The following is a 17,249-nucleotide window of genomic DNA, read 5'->3' on the forward strand; positions in this document are numbered from 1 at the left end:
GACGTCATGACCGAGAAAACCTGCGCTGCCTGCGATTGCCAGCTGGACGCCAACCCGATCCGCGTCAAGGTCGGCGGCAAGACCGTCGAGGTCTGCTGCGAGGAATGCGCGATTGCGCTGAACGAAGCCGGCGCCTCAGTGGCCGGCGCCGGCAACGGGGAAGCCTGAGCGATGCGCCCCGATCATGCGGCGCAATGCCTCGCACATCAGCCGACAACTCAAACCGCGACGTTCCGGCGGTCCTTGCGGACACAAGGCATCGCGGCGGACAACTGGATCGGCCGTCAATTGGAAAGGCGCCGAAGCCGCCTTGCCTTGCTCGAAATGACCGACGAACAGCTCAAGGACATCGGCCTGTCGCGCAGCCAAGCTCACTGCGAATACATGCGCCGTTTGTGGGACTGAGCCATGGCCGTTACAAAGGGCCCGACAGGTGAAGTCTCCTGACAGGTTTGGACAGGTCAATCGCCTAATGTGCCGGAGCAGCTTTCGGTGCAAGGGTAGAATGCCACGGCCATGTCTCAGTTCACCATGTCGCAGTTCACGGTACAGACACTTCTGGACACCGGCACCGTCATGGTGAGGGATGTCCTCTGCAGCGGCGAATGCCGGCACAAGAGCGAAGAAGAGTGCACCGCTGCCACGCATCTTGTGTTTCCCTATCGCGGCGTCTTCGTGCGCCATGTCGGCCGCAACGATGCGGTCGCCGAAGCCAACCAGTTGTTGTTCTTCAACAACGCCGAAGGCTACCGGATCAGCCATCCCGTCGAGGGTGGCGATTCCTGCCTCGATCTCGTTGTCGAGGAGGCGCAACTGCAGGAGCTGACGCCGAAGGAGCAGTTGCGCTCGGGCAGCGCCGTGGCGTTTCGTCGTCAGCGCCGCCGCATCGACCCGCGGGCTCAGGCGCTGGTGGCGGTGCTGCGCCACAGCCTGAGCCGCAACATTGCCGAAACGCTGGAGGCCGAAACCCTGGCGCTGACGCTGGTGCGGCGCTCCCTCGGCGAGCGCACCTCGCATGCCGCCGGCGCAAGCGCTGGCCGGCAGAAGCTGGTCGATCGCGCCAAGCTCGTCCTGTCCTCGGATCTTTCGCGGCGCTGGACGCTGGCCGAGATCGCCGCTGAAGTCGGGGTATCACCGGTTTATCTCACGCAGGTTTTCCAGCAGGTCGAGGCGATGCCGCTCTATCGCTACCATCTGCGCCTGCGGCTGGCGCGCGCGCTCGACCTGCTTGGCCGCTACGACAATCTGACCACGCTCGGCCTGGACCTCGGCTTCTCCAGCCACAGCCATTTCAGCTCAGCGTTCAGGCAGGTCTACGGGCGAACGCCGGCGGAATTCCAGCGCTCGATCAAGCCGCGCTGATCGGGTCGACTATCAGCCCCGCAGGGCTGCCATTGCAGCCGCGTGAAGCTCCGGCGTTGCGGCGGCCAGGATGTCGCCGCCCTTTTCCGCCGGACCGCCCACGAATGTGGTGACGACGCCGCCGGCCTTTTCGATGATCGGGATCAGCGCCACGATGTCGTAGGGTTTCAATCCGGGATCGGCGACGATGTCGACGCTGCCCGAGGCAATCATGGCAAAGGCGTAGCAATCGGCTCCGTAGCGGGCGAGCTGGATCTGTTTCTCGAACGCGTCGTAGCGGATGCGCGCCTCGCCCTTGAAAAGCGCCGGCGTGGTGGTGAACAAGGTCGCCTCGTCAAGCTTCGTCCTCTTGCGGGTCGACAGCTTCCGCGGCCCACCGGGGCCTTCGTAGTGGGAGCCGGAAGCGTTGGCGTAGAACAGCTCGCCGGTGAACGGCTGCGCCATCATACCGGCGACGGCGTCACCGTCGACCGTCAATCCGACCAGCGTTCCCCACACCGGCAGGCCTGAGATGAAGGCGCGGGTACCATCGATCGGATCGATCACCCAGACATGCCTTGAGGAGATGTTTTCGCTGCCATGTTCTTCGCCAAGGATACCGTGATCGGGATACTCAGCCGAGATCAGCGCCCGGATGGCGCGCTCGGCCTCGCGGTCGGCCTCGGTGACCGGGTCGAAACTGCCTTTTTCCTTGTTGGCCACCGCGCCCTGTGCGCGAAAACGCGGCAAGGTTTCAGCCGCCGCCGCTTGCGCGATCCGGCGCATGAAATCGATGCTGATGTCCACGTGATTCTCCCGCATTGCAGAGTGCCAACCCGGTCTGCAGGCACTTTCCCGCCAAAACAAGCCGGTTTATCGATTTTAGAGACATCAGCGTTGCCGAAATGTCACACATCGGCGCCATCGAAACGCATTTCACATCAGAGTGAATTAAAAAAGCGTGGGATCGATTGACATTTGTGCATCGCACAATAAATTTGTTCTCGGACAGGTTTCCTGTCCATGCCCTCCTTGGGCGTTTCCTCCCTAGACTTCGACCGTGTCGTGCAAACGATGCGGTCTTTTTTTACGCTGCGGGATGGCCAGCGCGGGATCTCATGAACAGCCGCCGCTCCGTGTCATTCGGCGGCCAGCGGCAGGTCTATGAAGTGGTGGTCGGGCATCGCCATCAGGTCGGCCGAAAAGCGCGCCATATCGTCGGCCAGCGCATCGAAGCCGGCCGATTTCTGGAACGTCCGCTCATTCATGTAGAGGCCGCGATTGACCTCGATCTGCAGCGCATGCAGATGGCGCGCCGGCCGGCCGTAATGCTCGGTGATGAAGCCGCCTGCATAGGGTTTGTTGTGGGCGACGGTGTAGCCCATGCCGATGAGCAGGCCGATCGCCGTCTCGGTCAGGGCTGCCGTGGCCGAGATGCCGAAACGGTCGCCGACGATGAAATCCGGCCGCAGGCCGCTGTCGCCCACCCTGATGCTCGCCGGCATCGAATGGCAGTCGATCAGCACGGCATAGCCGAACCTGGCATGGGTTCTGGTCAATAGCCGCTTCAGCGTCTCGTGATAGGGTTTGTAGACCACCTCTATGCGCTGGACGGCCTCCGCCAGCGGCAGACGGCCGGAATAGATGTCGAGCCCCTCGCCCACCAGCTTGGGCACGGTGCCGAGCCCGCCGGCGACGCGCGCCGAGCGGATGTTGCAGAAGGCCGGCACCGGCTCGGCGAACATGCGCGGGTCGAGTTCCCAGGGTTCGCGGTTGACGTCGAGATAGGCGCGCGGAAAATTCGCCGCCAGCATCGGCGCGCCCAGCGCCACCGCGCCGCCGAACAGCTCGTCGACATAGCAATCCTCGGAGCGGCGGATGGCGTTCGGGTCGAGCCGCGCCATGGCCAGGAAGCGGTCTGGATAATAGCGGCCGCTATGCGGTGAGTTGAAGACGAAGGGAACGCGCTGCTCGGCGCCCGATCGGATTTCGAAGGGTGGAACGACCGAAAAATCTTCGGCTGCCGTCGTCAATTTGAACGAACCCGGAAACAGCAATGCATCATGATGGGAAACTGCCACCTCATCGGCCGCATGTCCAGCATTTCGGCATGTCAGGAACCCCGTCAAATCAGGATTAATGCCGCCAACGTTCACTTGATGTTTACCGTCAGCTCCTCATATACAGGATGGTTAACGGGCTTGCCGGACGGCAGGCTCGGCTGGGGTGATTCGGACGGGACAAGATGGCACGCATTCTGCTGGCGGAAGACGACGACGACATGCGCCGGTTCCTGGTCAAGGCACTGGAGCGGGCCGGCTATCACGTCAGCGATTTCGACAATGGCGCCAGCGCCTACGAGCGGCTGCGCGAAGAACCTTTCTCCCTGCTGCTGACCGATATCGTCATGCCGGAGATGGACGGCATCGAACTCGCCCGCCGCGCCACCGAGATCGATCCCGACCTGAAGGTGATGTTCATCACCGGTTTCGCGGCCGTCGCGCTCAACCCCGATTCCAAGGCGCCGAAAGACGCCAAGGTGCTGTCCAAGCCCTTCCACCTGCGCGATCTCGTCAACGAGGTCGAAAAAATGCTGCAGGCCGCCTGAAGCACGCACAGTGTGATCTCGCCGCTTCGTCGGCGGCGCGACAAACGAGCCTTTCTTTCCCTTTTCCGGCTATTGACGCGCTGGACCAAAAATGGTGTATGCGCGGCTTCGGATGGGCGTGTAGCTCAGCGGGAGAGCACTGCATTGACATTGCAGGGGTCACAGGTTCAATCCCTGTCACGCCCACCATCCTTTCAATAACTTAGCCAAGCTCGTTTTTGGCTGACCCCTTCGACGACTTAGCCGGTAAGGCGGCCACCGCTTGTGGCAGCCGCCTCGTGTTTGTGGACATTCTAATGCATGGCGCTCAAAAGTGGCCCCGGTTTTGAGACGACGACATGCATAAAAACAAAGACCTAAAGCGCGTCGTCTGAGTCCGTTCAAACGCGACGCGCTTTAGACGTGGTGCGGGCTTAGCGTCCTTGAAGGCGCAGGCTCGATGCCGTCCTCCATAAGAATATCCTTCTTGCGAGCGAACGCGACGAAGACGCCTCGTGCTGTCTCGGGTTCCACATCGCCAATCAGAGCGGCTTTGCAAGCGCGAATAGCAGCTCTCTGCTCCGGGCTGTTGCCACACCATTCGGATGCGAATTGATAGGCATCCGCGACCGTGTTGAGTTGGCGGGGAAAGCCCAATCCCACCCACACCCGGACCGGCTTTTCAAAAGGTTTCGATAGCATCATGACCTCCTTTCCTGATGCATGTCACCCAGAAGTATGCCGCGGTTCTGGGACAACGACATGCATCAAAACAAAGACTTAAAGCGTGTCGCATGAATCCGTTTCGCGACGCGCTTTAGGCAGTCACTCCTCCGCCTTCGCCACCTCTGCCCATCATCCACGGCATTGTCGTGGATACTTCCTCAAGGATTCTGGCTGTTTTCGCAAAACCGCTGAACGCGTCTCTGGCTGCGGAAAGCGGATAATCGCTATCGAAAGCTCGCTGGCAGGCCCGCAATGCGGTTTGGTGAATGGGGCCGCGCCTGTCCTTCGGCCATTCATAGAGGAACTCCAGAGCGTCCTCGAGACACGTGATTTCCTGAACAAGGTTGTCGCCGCTTTTCACGAAAACGGCGCTGTCGAACATCCGATCGTTCATATGATCCTCCAAATCGAACGAACCATTGAGTTTCATGGTTTGCGCGGTCCAGGCCAACTGCGGGCGCGCGACAGAGGCGCGCCAGTACGTCCTGCAGTGATCATCTTCGTTTCTCCGCAATCACGGCCTCCCGGCCGAAACCGGGAGGCGGACCCGCAGTTCAAAGTGACAGATCGACAGGATTACGCGGCTTTACGCGCGCGGTCCGTGTCTTGCGTGATCTGAGTGGCGGCCGTTGGCATGTCGCCCACGCCGATGCTGATGCGGCGCGGCTTCAGCTCTTCGGGAATCTCGCGGACAATGTCGATCGAGAGGAGGCCATTCTCCAGTTTGGCTGCCTTGATCTTCATGTGGTCGGCAAGCTTGAACGTCTGCCTGAAACTGCGGTAGGCAATGCCCTGGTGCAGCAGCTGGCGTCCGCTCTGATCATCAGCTTTCTGGCCTACCACGACCAGTTCGGGTCCATGCTGGGTCAGCTCAACCTCATCCTGGCTGAAGCCTGCGATGGCCATCGAGATACGGTAATCGTTCTCGTCGACCTTCTCGATGTTATAGGGCGGCCAGTCCGGACGCGTGCCGCTGTCGAGCATGTCGAAAAGCCGGTCGAAACCGACGGTGGTCCGATAGAGGGTATCAAAGGTTCTCATAGCCACATCCTCCTTGAAGCAACATGGGTACAAGGACGCCGCCCCGTGCGGCGCCGCCATTTTTTGCCGAGCCTTATGGCCTTGGCGGAAATCGAATTAGGAGGCGCCCCAAATGAGTTCAAGAGCATCTCGAATTTTTTTTAGTAGCATCCTTCGCATCGACGCAAAGCGAAATCTGAGTTTCTCCGGGACCTTCCCTTCGAACAGTCGAACAGCCCCTTGAAGTACAGATCCGGCGGGAAGTTTTCGCGCGATCTGCGCGACCGCATCGTCTACTGCCCCGCCGTCCCGTTTCGTATTAAAATGCCGGCCAGCAAGGAACCGGGTAGCGGCCTTCCGATCCGTAAATCCACCCTGTCGGGGGACGAAACGTCCCGGCACGTGCCGGGACGTTTCTGGCTCGCGGATCACTGTGGCCGCGGATCGGGCCTGTCGGGCTTGTCATGAGGGGTGTTGTTGCCTTCACGGCACGGTGTGCCGATGCCGCAGCATTTGCCGTTGTAGGTGACACCGGGCTTGGTCTTCTCGCATTCCCTCGGCGGTGCCGTCTGACACCCTGCCAGCACCGAAACCGCGATGGCGGCGAGAAAGACGTTTCTTGAAGTGATAAACATTGACGTTCTCCTTGATGGACCGTGTTTGCTACACACCGCTTGGTCGCCAGCGGCAGCGAAATGGTTCAAGGAAAATTGGAATCAGGCCGCGCCGAGGCGGACACCACCCTTCCCAATATGGTTGAGAAACCACGCATATGTCTGTTCCAATCCACCGCGAAGCGCGTAGCGCGGGCGCCATCCAGTCGCAAACAGCCGCGAAACATCCATCAACTTGCGCGGCGTGCCATCTGGCTTGGTCGTATCGAAGGCGATATCAGCCTCGACGCCGGCGACCGATGCGACGGTCTGGGCAAGCTCGGCAATGGTGACATCCTCGCCCGAACCGACATTGACGTGGCTGTCGCCGGCATAATTCTTCAACAGCCAGACCAAGGCATCGGCGGCGTCGTCGACATGCAGGAATTCACGCCGTGGCGTGCCCGAGCCCCAGACCTCGAGGCTGTTGCCGCCGCTCAGCGCCAGCGCATGCGCCTTTCGCATCAGGGCCGGCACGACATGGCTGGACTGGAGATCGAAATTGTCGCCAGGACCGTAAAGGTTGGCCGGCATCGCCGAGATGTAGTCGACGCCATGCTGGCGCCGATAGGCCTGGCACAGTTTGAGCCCGGCGATCTTGGCGATCGCATACCATTCATTGGTGGGTTCGAGCGGACCGGTCAGCAGGGCGTCTTCCCTGATCGGCTGCGGCGCGAGCTTTGGATAGATGCAGGACGAGCCGAGAAACAAAAGCTTGCCGACCTCGCTGCGAAAGGCGCCGTCAATGACATTGCCCTGCATAACCAGGTTTTGCTGCAGGAAATCGACAGGGAACCGGTCATTGGCCAGGATACCGCCGACTTTGGCGGCCGCCATCACCACCGCATCCGGCCTGTGCTCGGCCATCCAGCGCCGCACCCCTGCCTGGTCAAGCAGGTCGAGCCCGTCGCGCGATACGGTGAGTATCTCGCAGTCCTCGCTCGCCAGCCGGCGCACGACGGCCGAACCGACCATGCCGCGATGCCCGGCGACGAAGACACGCTTGCCTTTCAGATCAAATGTCGCGTCCATGAACCTGCCTCACGCAGAACGGCTGTTCTGCCGCGTGCCGCCGGCGGTGCGCGCCAGATCGGCCTGCACCATTTCCGCCACCAGATCCCTGAAGCCGGTCGTGTGCGACCACCCCAGCCTGGCTTTGGCCTTGGCGGGGTCGCCGAGCAGCAGGTCGACCTCGGTCGGCCGGAAATAGCGCGGATCGATGCGCACCAGGACAGTGCCCGAACCGGCATCGACACCGACTTCATCGACACCCTCGCCTTGCCAGCGGATGGTGCGTCCGGTCTCGGCAAAAGCCAGTTCGACGAATTCGCGCACCGAATGCGCCTCACCGGTCGCCAGCACGAAATCGTCGGCTTCACTGTGCTGCAGAATGCGCCACATGCCCTCCACATAGTCGCGCGCATGGCCCCAGTCACGCTTGGCGTCGAGATTGCCGAGATAGAGCGTGGCCTGAAGGCCGTGATGGATCGAGGCGACGGCCCGCGTGATCTTGCGGGTGACGAAGGTTTCGCCGCGTGTCGGGCTTTCGTGGTTGAACAGGATTCCGTTGGCGGCGAACATGCCGTAAGCCTCGCGGTAGTTGACCGTGATCCAGTAGGCGTAAAGCTTGGCCGCGGCATAGGGCGAGCGCGGATGGAAGGGCGTCGCCTCGCTTTGCGGGACCTCGCGCGCCTTGCCGTAAAGCTCCGACGTCGATGCCTGATAGAAGCGCACCGACTTCTCCAGGCGCAGGATGCGGATCGCCTCGAGCAGCCTGAGTGTTCCCAGCGCATCGGCATTGCCGGTGTATTCCGGCGTCTCGAAACTCACCTGGACATGACTCTGGGCGCCGAGATTGTAGATCTCGCCGGGCTGTGTCTCCTGCACCAGGCGAATAAGGTTGGTCGCGTCGGTCAGGTCGCCATAATGCAGGAAGAAACGCGCACCGCGCTCGTGCGGATCGACATAGATGTCGTCAACGCGCTCGGTGTTGAACGAGGACGAGCGGCGTTTGACGCCATGGACAATATAGCCCTTCTGCAGAAGCAATTCTGCGAGATAGGCCCCGTCCTGCCCGGTAACCCCGGTGATGAGCGCCACTTTTTCCGTCATTGCCGCTCCGTCCGCATCCAATCCCGGCAACCGAATACAGATTTGGCGCGAGAACGCAAATCCCCCATACGGGGGACAGGTTTCAGCCAGCGATTGTGTCGTTCTCAGGCACCTGCAATCGCGCAGAAATGCTTCATCCTGGCCAGCGCAAGCTCGGGATCGGCGAGCAACCCTGCCTGGTCGGCAAGGCGGAAGATGTCGGCATAGTGCAGGATGCCGCGCGCCGACTGCATGCCGCCGACCATGGCGAAATGGTCCTGATGGCCGTTGAGCCAGGCAATGAAGACGATGCCGGCCTTGTAATACTCCGTCGGCGCCTCGAAGATCTTGCGCGACAACGGCACTGTCGGCGCCATCAGCGCGTCAAAGCCGGCGCGGTCGCCGTCAGCCAGTTTCGCGAGCGCCGCACTGGCGACCGGCGCGATGGCGTCGAATATGCCGAGCAAGGCGTGCGAGTGCCGCTTCCCGTCGCCGGCAATCAGTTCGGGATAGTTGAAATCGTCGCCGGTGAACATGACGACGCCTTCCGGCAACCGGTTGCGCAAGGCAACTTCCTTGCCGGCATCGAGCAGGGAAATCTTTATCCCCTCGACCTTGCCGGCATGACGCTCGATGATGGCGACGACGGTGTCGAGCGCGGCCTCGAAATTGCCGCTGCCCCAATAACCTTTCAGTGCAGGATCGAACATGTCGCCCAGCCAGTGCAGGATGACCTTGCCGGATGCCTGGCTGAGGATGCGATCGTAGACCCTGATATAGTCGTCCGGACCCTTTGCGACCGCTGCCAGCGCCCGGCTGGCCATCATGATCGCCTTGCCGCCCTCGCCTTCAATGAAAGCGAACTGCTCCTCATAGGCGGCGATCACATCTTCGAGTGATCTCGAATTGGCCGGCGCCAGATGATCGGTGCCGGCGCCCGAGGCGAGGTCTGCGCATTCGACGCTGCGCGCCTCGGCGATCGAGCGCCGGATCAATTCCTGCGCATTCGCCCAGTCGAAACCCATGCCGCGCTGCGAGGTGTCCATCGCCTCGGCGATGCGGAAGCCAAGCCGCCACAAATGATGCCGAAACGCCATCGTCTTGTCCCAGTCGACCGCAGGCTTCGACCAGGGGTCGGTCATCGCGAAAGGGTCGGCGACGACATGGGCCGCGGCATAGGCGATGCGCGGGAAAACCGCACCGATTACGGGCTCGACCGGACTGTCCGCGAGCTTGTAGCTGACGCGGCCGCCATTCTGCGTAGGCAGGGTGATATCCATGGCAACCTCCGTTTTCGGCATCCTATAAATGGAACGTTCCAATAAATCAAGAAACTTTATGATTCCGGCGATTGAACCGGCCCAAACGTTGAAGAAGGCTAAGAGTCCTTGCTAGGAACCACATTCATCACCTTTTCGATCTCCGCAAGAATCCCGATTGACTCTCGTTTGGCAGAGTGATTAGAACGTTCCAATAGATTTTCTCATTTAGGCGGAGGAAACCACCGACATGGCCAGCCGGGCCAAGGCAACGATCCTGGACATCGCCCGCGAGGCTGGTGTGTCCAAATCGACGGTGTCGCTTGTGCTGCAAGGCTCAGGGCTGATCCGGCCTGAAACCGCGGTCAAGGTTCGCAAGGCGATCGAGGATGTCGGCTATGTCTACAACCGCGGCGCCGCCAATCTGCGCAAAGCCCATTCCAACGTCATCGGCATGGTCATCAACGATCTCACCAACCCCTTTTTCGCCGAGCTGGCGGTCGGCATGGAGCGCGTCTTCCAGTCGGCCGGCATCGTGCCCTTCATCGCCAACACGGCGGAGAACCCGGTGCGCCAGGAAGAAGTGCTGAAGTCGCTGATGGAACAGGGCGTCGCAGGCCTGATCGTGTCACCGGCACGCGGCACCACGCCGGGCGCCTTCCGTCGCCTCGAGATGGCGGGCGTGCCGGTCGTCTTCGCCATGCGCCGCCTGCCGGACAGCCGCATCCCGGTGATCGCTCCTGACAACCATCGCGGCGCGTATCTCGCCGCCGCCCATCTGATCGGCAAGGGCCATCGCCGGCTGGCCTTCTTCGGCGGCACCTCCGACCTGGTCGTCTATCAGGAGCGCCTGGGCGGTTTTCGTGAAGCTTGCGAAACATTGGGCATTGCCAGGCGCGACGTGCTTGTCGTCGAAGGCGAGACCAGCCGCAGGGGCGGCATCGCGTGCCTGGAAACCGCCCTTGCCATGGCCGAGCCGCCGACGGCGGCACTGTGCTTCAACGATGCCGTCGCCTTCGGCGTCATGCTGGCGCTGCGCAAGCGCGGGCTGGAGCCCGGCGCGGACTTTGCCGTCGTCGGCTTCGACGACGTGGTCGAGGCCGAGCATTATATGCCGGCGCTGACCAGCGTCTCGGTCGACACACCCGGCCTCGGTGAACGCGCCGCCCACGTCATGCTGAAGATGATCCAGTCGCGCATCACGCATGCCGAGGACCATATCGGCGCCGTCAATCTGGTCGTCAGGGACAGCTGCGGTCCCGATCGCGGCGCCCAGGACACATCAGCAGGAATGGGAGACGCGGCATGAGCGTCAAATGGGGACTGATCGGCGCCAGCACGATCGCCAAACAGTTCATGATCAACGCCATCCGCGCGCAAGAGGGTGGCGAGATCGCGGCGGTGATGAGCTCCAGTCCGCAGCGCGCGAAGACTTATGCCGCGGAACAGAATATTCCGCTTGCCGTCTCGACGCTGGACGATTTGCTCGGCGCCGAAATCGACGCCGTCTACATCTCGACCACCAATGAACTGCATCTCGAACAGGCATTGGCTGCGATCAAGGCGGGAAAGCATGTTCTGTGCGAAAAGCCGCTGGCGCTGAACAGCGCCGACGCGCGCACAATGGTCGCCGCCGCCAAGGAAGCCGGTGTCGTGCTTGGCACCAATCATCATCTGCGCAATGCCGGCGCCCACCGCGCCATGCGCGACGCCATATCGGCCGGCCATATCGGCAAGCCGATTGCCGCGCGCGTCTTCCATTCCGTCTATTTGCCGGAAAACCTGCAGGGCTGGCGCATTACCAAGCCTGAGGCCGGCGGCGGCGTGGTGCTCGACATCACCGTGCATGATGCCGACACGCTGCGCTTCGTGCTCGGCGACGACCCGGTCGAGATTTCGGCCTTCACCCAGTTGGCCGGCATGGCCAGCAGCGGGCTGGAAGACGGCGCCATGTGCATCTGGCGCTTCGGGTCGGGCATCATCGCCCAGTCGCATGAAGGCTTCACAACCAAGTTCGCCGATACCGGCTTTGAGGTGCATGGTTCCGAAGGTTCGCTGATCGCAAAAAATGTGATGACGCAGAAGCCAGTCGGCTCGGTGCTGCTACGCACCGCCAAAGGCGAGGAGGAACTGAGCTTCGACCGCGAAGACCTCTACGCCAGGTCGCTGCGCCAGTTCCATGCGGCCATGCGTGGAGAAGGCCAGCCCTCCGCCACCGGCGAGGACGGCGTCTGGTCCCTGGCGTCGGCCGAAGCAGCGTTGCAGTCGGCAAAATCCGGCAAGGCCGTCACTATCGATCCGAAAGGTGTCGCGTGAGCAAGCTCGTCTCCGCCGCTGAAGCAGCAAGCCTGATCAAGGACGGCATGACCGTCTCCGTCTCGTCGTCGAGCGGCCTCGGCTGCCCGGATGCCGTGCTGGCCGCCATCGGCGAGCGCTTCGACGCCGAAGGCCATCCCAAAGACATCACCACGCTGCACCCCATCGCCGCCGGCGACATGTATGGCATCAAGGGCATCGACCATCTGGCCAAGCCCGGCTTGTTGAAGCGCACGCTCTGCGGCTCCTATCCCTCAGGCCCCTCCTCGTCCGAGCCGCCGCAGATATGGAAGATGATCGGCGACAATTCGGTCGCCGCCTACAACGTGCCCTCCGGCATCCTGTTCGACATGCACCGCGAGGCCGCCGCCAAGCGGCCGGGCGTGCTGACCAAGGTCGGCCTCGACACTTTTGCCGACCCGCGCCACCAGGGCTGCGCCATGAACGCGGCGGCAAGCGAGCCGATCGTCTCGGTGCAGCAGTTCGACGGCGAGGAATGGCTCTATTTCCGCTCGATCGTGCCTGACATTTCGATCATCCGCGCCACCACCGCCGACGAGCGCGGCAACCTGACCTATGAACATGAAGGCGCCTATCTCGGCGGCCTCGAACAGGCGCTCGCCGCGCGCAACAATGGCGGCATCGTCATTGCGCAGGTCAAGCGCGTCGTCGAGAACGGCACGCTGAGGCCGCATGACGTGCGCGTGCCCGGCGTGCTGGTAGACCACATCGTGGTGGCGCCGGACCAGTTGCAGACGACGCTGACGCCTTACGACCCGGCGATTTCGGGCGAGATCTTCCGCCCGCTGTCAAGCTTTCGCAACGCCGAGATGAACGTCCAGAAAGTAATCGCGCGCCGCGTCGCCATGGAGTTGCGCGATGGCATGGCCGTCAATATCGGCTTCGGCATCTCGGCCAATGTGCCGCGTATCCTTCTCGAGGAAGGCCAGCACGGCAAGGTCACCTGGGTGATCGAGCAGGGCGCGGTCGGCGGCGTGCCGCTGCTCGATTTCAAGTTCGGCTGCGCTTCCAACGCCGAGGCGATCATGCCCTCGCCGCACCAGTTCATCTATTTCCAGGCCGGCGGCTTCGATGCCTCGCTGCTCTCCTTCTTGCAGATCGACCGCCATGGCTCCGTCAACGTGTCGAAACTCTCGGCCCGGCCACATGTCACCGCCGGGGCCGGCGGCTTTGTCGACATCACGGCACGGGCGAAAAAGATCGTCTTCTCCGGCTTCTTCAATGCCGGCGCCAAGCTTTCGCTCGCCGATGGCGGCATCCGCATCGACGCGGAAGGCAAGGTCAAGAAGGTCGTCAACGAGGTCGAACACATCTCCTTCTCCGGCAAGCGCGCCGTCGCTCAAGGCCAGGACATCACCTACGTCACCGAGCGTTGCGTGATGAAGCTGACGCCGGACGGTCTGATGGTGACGGAACTTGCGCCGGGCGTCGACCTCGAGCGCGATGTGTTGGCGCAGTCAGAGATTCCGCTCGGCATCGCCAACGATCTCAAGGTCACGCCGGCGGCTCTCTATCAGGACCGGCCGATCGGCCTGTCGCTGAATGGTGGCGCTTCGCTCGGAGGCGCGCATGGCTGAGCGCCTCGTCACCTTCGAGCAGGACGGCGCCATCGGCATCGTCACGCTGCGCCGGCCGGAGAAGTTCAACGCGCTGGACATTCCGATGCTGCGCGCGCTCGAGACAGCGCTCGACGAAGCCGAAATGGCTGAAGGCGTGCGCGTCGTGCTGATCCGCGGCGAAGGCAAAGGCTTTTGCGCCGGCGGCGACGTCGAGGCCTGGGCACAAATGAGCGCTGCCGACTTTCAGGTGCAATGGGTGCGCTACGGCCACCGTGTCTTCGACCGACTGGCGCGGCTGCGGCAGCCGACCATCGCGGTGCTTTCCGGCCATGCGTTGGGTGGCGGGCTGGAGCTGGCAGTCGCCTGCGACTTCCGTGTCGCCGAAACGCAGGTGAAGCTCGGCTTTCCCGAGACATCGATCGGCGTCGTCCCCGGTTGGTCCGGCACGCAGCGCGCCGTGCGCCGCTTTGGGGCCCAGATCGTGCGCCGCATGGCGCTCGGCGGCGAGCTCTTTGCCGCCTCCGACGCGCTTGCACTCGGCGTCGTTGACCGCGTGGTCGAGACCGGCCAGGCGCTGGCAGAGGCCAGGACTTGGGCCGAAAAAATCGCCGGGCGCGGGCCGCTCGCAACCGAAGCCGCCAAGCTGATGATCGCAGTCGCCGAAGGCGAGGAAAGTGCGGCCGCCACCGAGGCGCTCGCCAGCGGCTTCGTTGCGCTGACCGGCGACCTCAAAGCCGGCGTGAGCGCCTTCAAGGCCAAGCAGAAGCCGGCCTTTTCAAGATCCTAGAGAAAGCATGATGAACGCACCGCTCAACATTTCCATGCCGGCCGAGGCGTCCAAGGCGCCGAAGGCTTACAAGCTCCTGATCGACGGCAAGCATGTCGATGCCCGTGACGGCCGCACGATTGCGCGCAACAGCCCCGGCCATGGCTTCACCGTTTCGCGCTATGCGCAGGCCGGCGAGGCCGAGGTGGAGGCGGCCATGCAGGCCGCGCACAAGGCATTCGAGACCGGCCCGTGGCCGCGCACGAAGGCGGCCGAGCGCGCAGCCTTCCTGCTCAAGACGGCCGACCTGATCGAGGCCCAGCTCGAAGACATCGCCCGCCTCGATGCGCTGGAGTCCGGCAAGCCGATCGCCCAGGCGCGTGGCGAGATCGGCGGCTCCGTCGACATCTGGCGTTATGCCGCCTCGCTCGCCCGCACGCTGCACGGCGAGAGCTACGCCAATCTCGGCGACGCCATGCTGGGCGTCGTCCTGCGCGAGCCGATCGGCGTCGTCTCGATCATCACCCCGTGGAACTTCCCGTTCCTGATCGTCAGCCAGAAACTGCCCTTCGCGCTCGCCGCCGGCTGCACCGCGGTGGTCAAGCCGAGCGAAATGACCTCGGCCTCGACCTTCGTGCTCGGCGACATCCTGATGCAGGCCGGCCTGCCCGCGGGCGTCGTCAACATCCTGGCCGGCCTCGGCGCCGATGTCGGGGGGCCGATGGTCAGCCATCCGCTGGTCGAGATGGTGTCGTTCACCGGCTCTACCCGCGTCGGCAAGATGACCATGGCTTCCGCCGCGCAGTCGCTGAAGAAAGTCTCGATGGAGCTCGGCGGCAAGAACGGCCAGATCGTCTTCCCCGATGCCGATCTCGAGGCGGCCGCTGACGCAGCAGTGTTCGGCGGCTTCTTCAACGCCGGCGAATGCTGCAATGCCGGCAGCCGGCTGATCGTGCATGAAGCCATCGCCGACGATTTCCTCTCCACTGTCAAGGCCCTGACCGCCAAGGTAACGGTCGGCGACCCACTCGACGACCGAACCAAGGTTGGCGCGATGATTTCCGCCGACCATCTGACCAAGGTGGCGGATTACGTCGTGGCGGCAGCAAAAGACGGCAGCAATGTCTATACCGGTGGCGGCCAATTGGCGTCCAATGCCGGCCAGTATCTCGATCCGACCATCATCCGCGGCGTTACCGAAGACATGGCTATTGCGCGCGAGGAAGTGTTTGGCCCGGTGCTCTCCGTGCTGACTTTTGGATCGATTGAAAAGGCGTTGCACATCGCCAACAACACGCCCTATGGTCTGTCTGCAGGGGTGTGGAGCGCCAGCATCGACACTTGTATGTCGGTGGCGCGTGGTGTGCGTTCGGGGACCGTTTGGGTGAACACATTCATGGAAGGCTTTCCCGAGTTGCCATTCGGGGGCTACAAGCAGTCCGGCATCGGACGCGAACTCGGCAAACGCGCTGTCGAGGATTATACCGAGGAAAAGACAATCCAGTTTCATCGCGGCCAGCGCACCGGTTGGTGGGTCGGCTGAGTTTGGAAGAACCCGGTGGGCTTCCACCGGTCGTGTAATGCAACAAGGGAGGTAGAACATGTTGCGCAAACTGCTTATCGGAACGGCTCTGGCGACGGCCTTTGCTTTCTCGGCCCATGCCGAGGACGTCAAGGAAGTGCAGATGCTGCATTGGTGGACGTCGGGCGGCGAAGCGGCTGCTCTCAACGTCCTCAAGGGCGACCTTGCCAAGGAAGGCTATGCCTGGAAGGACGTGCCGGTGGCCGGTGGTGGCGGCGACGCCGCCATGACTGCGCTGAAGGCGATGGTCGCGGCCGGCAATTACCCGACCGCGTCGCAGATGCTCGGCTACACCGTGCTCGACTATGCGGCGGCCGGCGTCATGGGCGACCTGACCGAGACGGCGAAGAAGGAAGGCTGGGACAAGTCGGTTCCGGCAGCCCTGCAGAAGTTCTCCGTCTATGACGGCAAGTGGGTCGCTGCTCCAGTCAACGTCCACTCCGTCAACTGGCTGTGGATCAACAAGGCGGTGATGGACAAGATCGGCGGCACCGAGCCAAAGACCTTCGACGACTTCGTCGCCCTGCTCGACAAAGCCAAGGCGGCTGGCGTCATTCCGCTCGCCCTTGGGGGCCAGAACTGGCAGGAAGCCACCATGTTCGACTCGGTTGTGCTGTCGACCGGCGGACCTGAGTTCTACAAGAAGGCCTTCAACGACCTCGACGACGAGTCCCTCAAGTCGGACACGATGAAGAAGTCGTTCGACAACCTCGCCAAGCTCGTCACCTATGTCGACCCGAACTTCTCGGGCCGCGACTGGAACCTTGCCACCGCCATGGTCATCAAGGGCGATGCCCTGGTGCAGGTGATGGGTGACTGGGCCAAGGGCGAGTTCAACGCCGCCAAGAAAACGCCGGGCACCGACTTCCTGTGCTATCGCTTCCCGGGCACGGAAGGCTCGGTGGTCTACAACTCCGACATGTTCGGCATGTTCAACGTTCCGGACGACCGCAAGGCCGCCCAGGTCGCGTTGGCCACCGCCACCCTGTCGAAGAGCTTCCAGTCGGCCTTCAACGTCGTCAAGGGTTCGGTTCCCGCCCGTACCGACGTTCCCGACACCGACTTCGACGCGTGCGGCAAGAAGGGCATCGCTGACCTGAAGGCTGCCAACGAAGGCGGCACACTGTTCGGCTCGCTTGCCCAGGGCTATGGCGCGCCTCCGGCGGTCGCCAATGCCTACAAGGACGTCGTTTCGAAGTTCGTTCACGGTCAGATCAAGACCTCGGACGAAGCCGTGACCGAACTGGTCAAGGCAATCGACGACGCCAAGTAAGCGCTGGCCAGAAACACACCTTCCCCGCTTCGGCGGGGAAGGTGTCACCTAAGGA

The 17,249-nt window shown here is 62.6% G+C and carries 19 protein-coding genes and 1 tRNA gene; 11 read left to right on the forward strand and 9 right to left on the reverse strand.

Features of this window, described 5'->3' with window-relative positions; translation table 11 throughout:
* Nucleotides 1–6: 6 nt before the first annotated feature.
* The 3 genes from NLY36_RS09540 (at nt 7) to NLY36_RS09550 (ending at nt 1,362) form a co-directional block, all read left to right on the forward strand.
* Entirely contained in the window at nt 7–168 is a 162-nt protein-coding gene (locus NLY36_RS09540) for a hypothetical protein (RefSeq protein WP_023695699.1), read from the forward strand.
* A gap of 3 nt (nt 169–171) precedes the next feature.
* Complete coding sequence (locus NLY36_RS09545) at nt 172–405, forward strand: DUF1127 domain-containing protein (RefSeq protein WP_023735043.1); 234 nt, start codon at nt 172–174, stop codon at nt 403–405.
* Between the two features lie 126 nt (nt 406–531).
* Nucleotides 532–1,362 (forward strand): helix-turn-helix domain-containing protein, encoded by an 831-nt coding sequence (locus NLY36_RS09550; RefSeq protein WP_023735044.1) that lies wholly within the window; start codon nt 532–534, stop codon nt 1,360–1,362.
* Nucleotides 1,363–1,374: 12 nt separating this feature from the next.
* Here the strand turns inward: NLY36_RS09550 and hisN are convergent, their stop codons facing one another.
* Together hisN and NLY36_RS09560 are read right to left on the reverse strand one after the other, a co-directional pair.
* On the reverse strand, nt 1,375–2,148 hold the full coding sequence (gene hisN, locus NLY36_RS09555; protein WP_023735045.1) for a histidinol-phosphatase: 774 nt from the start codon (nt 2,146–2,148) through the stop codon (nt 1,375–1,377).
* 332 nt (nt 2,149–2,480) lie between these two features.
* Nucleotides 2,481–3,422: an N-formylglutamate amidohydrolase gene (locus tag NLY36_RS09560; RefSeq protein ID WP_023735046.1), complete on the reverse strand. Its 942-nt coding sequence runs from the start codon at nt 3,420–3,422 to the stop codon at nt 2,481–2,483.
* A 164-nt stretch (nt 3,423–3,586) separates the two neighbouring features.
* On the opposite strand from NLY36_RS09560, the gene cpdR reads away from it, so the two are divergent.
* Nucleotides 3,587–3,949, forward strand: a complete 363-nt coding sequence (gene cpdR, locus NLY36_RS09565) for a cell cycle two-component system response regulator CpdR (RefSeq protein WP_023671195.1) — start codon at nt 3,587–3,589, stop codon at nt 3,947–3,949.
* Nucleotides 3,950–4,063: 114 nt separating this feature from the next.
* Nucleotides 4,064–4,138: transfer RNA gene (locus NLY36_RS09570), tRNA-Val, on the forward strand.
* A 207-nt stretch (nt 4,139–4,345) separates the two neighbouring features.
* On the opposite strand, the gene NLY36_RS09575 is transcribed toward NLY36_RS09570, so the two are convergent.
* The 7 genes from NLY36_RS09575 to NLY36_RS09605 form a co-directional block, all read right to left on the reverse strand.
* Nucleotides 4,346–4,633, reverse strand: coding sequence for a DUF982 domain-containing protein (locus NLY36_RS09575; protein WP_031197745.1), 288 nt, complete (start codon nt 4,631–4,633; stop codon nt 4,346–4,348).
* A 112-nt stretch (nt 4,634–4,745) separates the two neighbouring features.
* On the reverse strand, nt 4,746–5,168 hold the full coding sequence (locus NLY36_RS09580) for a DUF982 domain-containing protein (protein ID WP_348524896.1): 423 nt from the start codon (nt 5,166–5,168) through the stop codon (nt 4,746–4,748).
* Nucleotides 5,169–5,230: 62 nt separating this feature from the next.
* Nucleotides 5,231–5,695: an Hsp20 family protein gene (locus NLY36_RS09585; protein WP_023735048.1), complete on the reverse strand. Its 465-nt coding sequence runs from the start codon at nt 5,693–5,695 to the stop codon at nt 5,231–5,233.
* Nucleotides 5,696–6,102: 407 nt separating this feature from the next.
* Nucleotides 6,103–6,309 (reverse strand): hypothetical protein, encoded by a 207-nt coding sequence (locus tag NLY36_RS09590; protein WP_023686425.1) that lies wholly within the window; start codon nt 6,307–6,309, stop codon nt 6,103–6,105.
* A gap of 81 nt (nt 6,310–6,390) precedes the next feature.
* Complete coding sequence (fcl, locus tag NLY36_RS09595) at nt 6,391–7,359, reverse strand: GDP-L-fucose synthase (RefSeq protein WP_023686426.1); 969 nt, start codon at nt 7,357–7,359, stop codon at nt 6,391–6,393.
* Between the two features lie 9 nt (nt 7,360–7,368).
* Nucleotides 7,369–8,439 carry a GDP-mannose 4,6-dehydratase gene (gene gmd, locus NLY36_RS09600; RefSeq protein WP_023686427.1) on the reverse strand — a complete coding sequence of 357 codons (1,071 nt, stop codon included), beginning with the start codon at nt 8,437–8,439 and terminating at the stop codon, nt 7,369–7,371.
* Nucleotides 8,440–8,543: 104 nt separating this feature from the next.
* Nucleotides 8,544–9,698 (reverse strand): dihydrodipicolinate synthase family protein, encoded by a 1,155-nt coding sequence (locus NLY36_RS09605; protein ID WP_023695644.1) that lies wholly within the window; start codon nt 9,696–9,698, stop codon nt 8,544–8,546.
* Between the two features lie 229 nt (nt 9,699–9,927).
* Between NLY36_RS09605 and NLY36_RS09610 the strand changes: the two genes are divergently transcribed.
* From NLY36_RS09610 to NLY36_RS09635, 6 genes are read left to right on the forward strand one after another with little or no spacing between them, the layout of a single operon-like run.
* Complete coding sequence (locus tag NLY36_RS09610) at nt 9,928–10,986, forward strand: LacI family DNA-binding transcriptional regulator (protein WP_023695643.1); 1,059 nt, start codon at nt 9,928–9,930, stop codon at nt 10,984–10,986.
* On the forward strand, nt 10,983–11,993 hold the full coding sequence (locus NLY36_RS09615; RefSeq protein ID WP_023695642.1) for a Gfo/Idh/MocA family protein: 1,011 nt from the start codon (nt 10,983–10,985) through the stop codon (nt 11,991–11,993). The genes NLY36_RS09610 and NLY36_RS09615 overlap by 4 nt, the downstream gene beginning before the upstream one ends.
* A 47-nt stretch (nt 11,994–12,040) precedes the next feature.
* Nucleotides 12,041–13,591 (forward strand): acyl CoA:acetate/3-ketoacid CoA transferase, encoded by a 1,551-nt coding sequence (locus NLY36_RS09620; protein WP_502882035.1) that lies wholly within the window; start codon nt 12,041–12,043, stop codon nt 13,589–13,591.
* On the forward strand, nt 13,584–14,360 hold the full coding sequence (locus NLY36_RS09625) for an enoyl-CoA hydratase/isomerase family protein (RefSeq protein ID WP_023671185.1): 777 nt from the start codon (nt 13,584–13,586) through the stop codon (nt 14,358–14,360). The genes NLY36_RS09620 and NLY36_RS09625 overlap by 8 nt, the downstream gene beginning before the upstream one ends.
* Nucleotides 14,361–14,370: 10 nt before the next feature.
* Complete coding sequence (locus NLY36_RS09630) at nt 14,371–15,882, forward strand: aldehyde dehydrogenase family protein (RefSeq protein ID WP_023695640.1); 1,512 nt, start codon at nt 14,371–14,373, stop codon at nt 15,880–15,882.
* 58 nt (nt 15,883–15,940) lie between these two features.
* Complete coding sequence (locus NLY36_RS09635) at nt 15,941–17,194, forward strand: ABC transporter substrate-binding protein (RefSeq protein WP_027049809.1); 1,254 nt, start codon at nt 15,941–15,943, stop codon at nt 17,192–17,194.
* The last annotated feature ends 55 nt before the right edge of the window (nt 17,195–17,249 follow it).

The sequence above is a fragment of the Mesorhizobium sp. C399B genome (assembly GCF_030323185.1).
GTDB lineage: Bacteria > Pseudomonadota > Alphaproteobacteria > Rhizobiales > Rhizobiaceae > Mesorhizobium.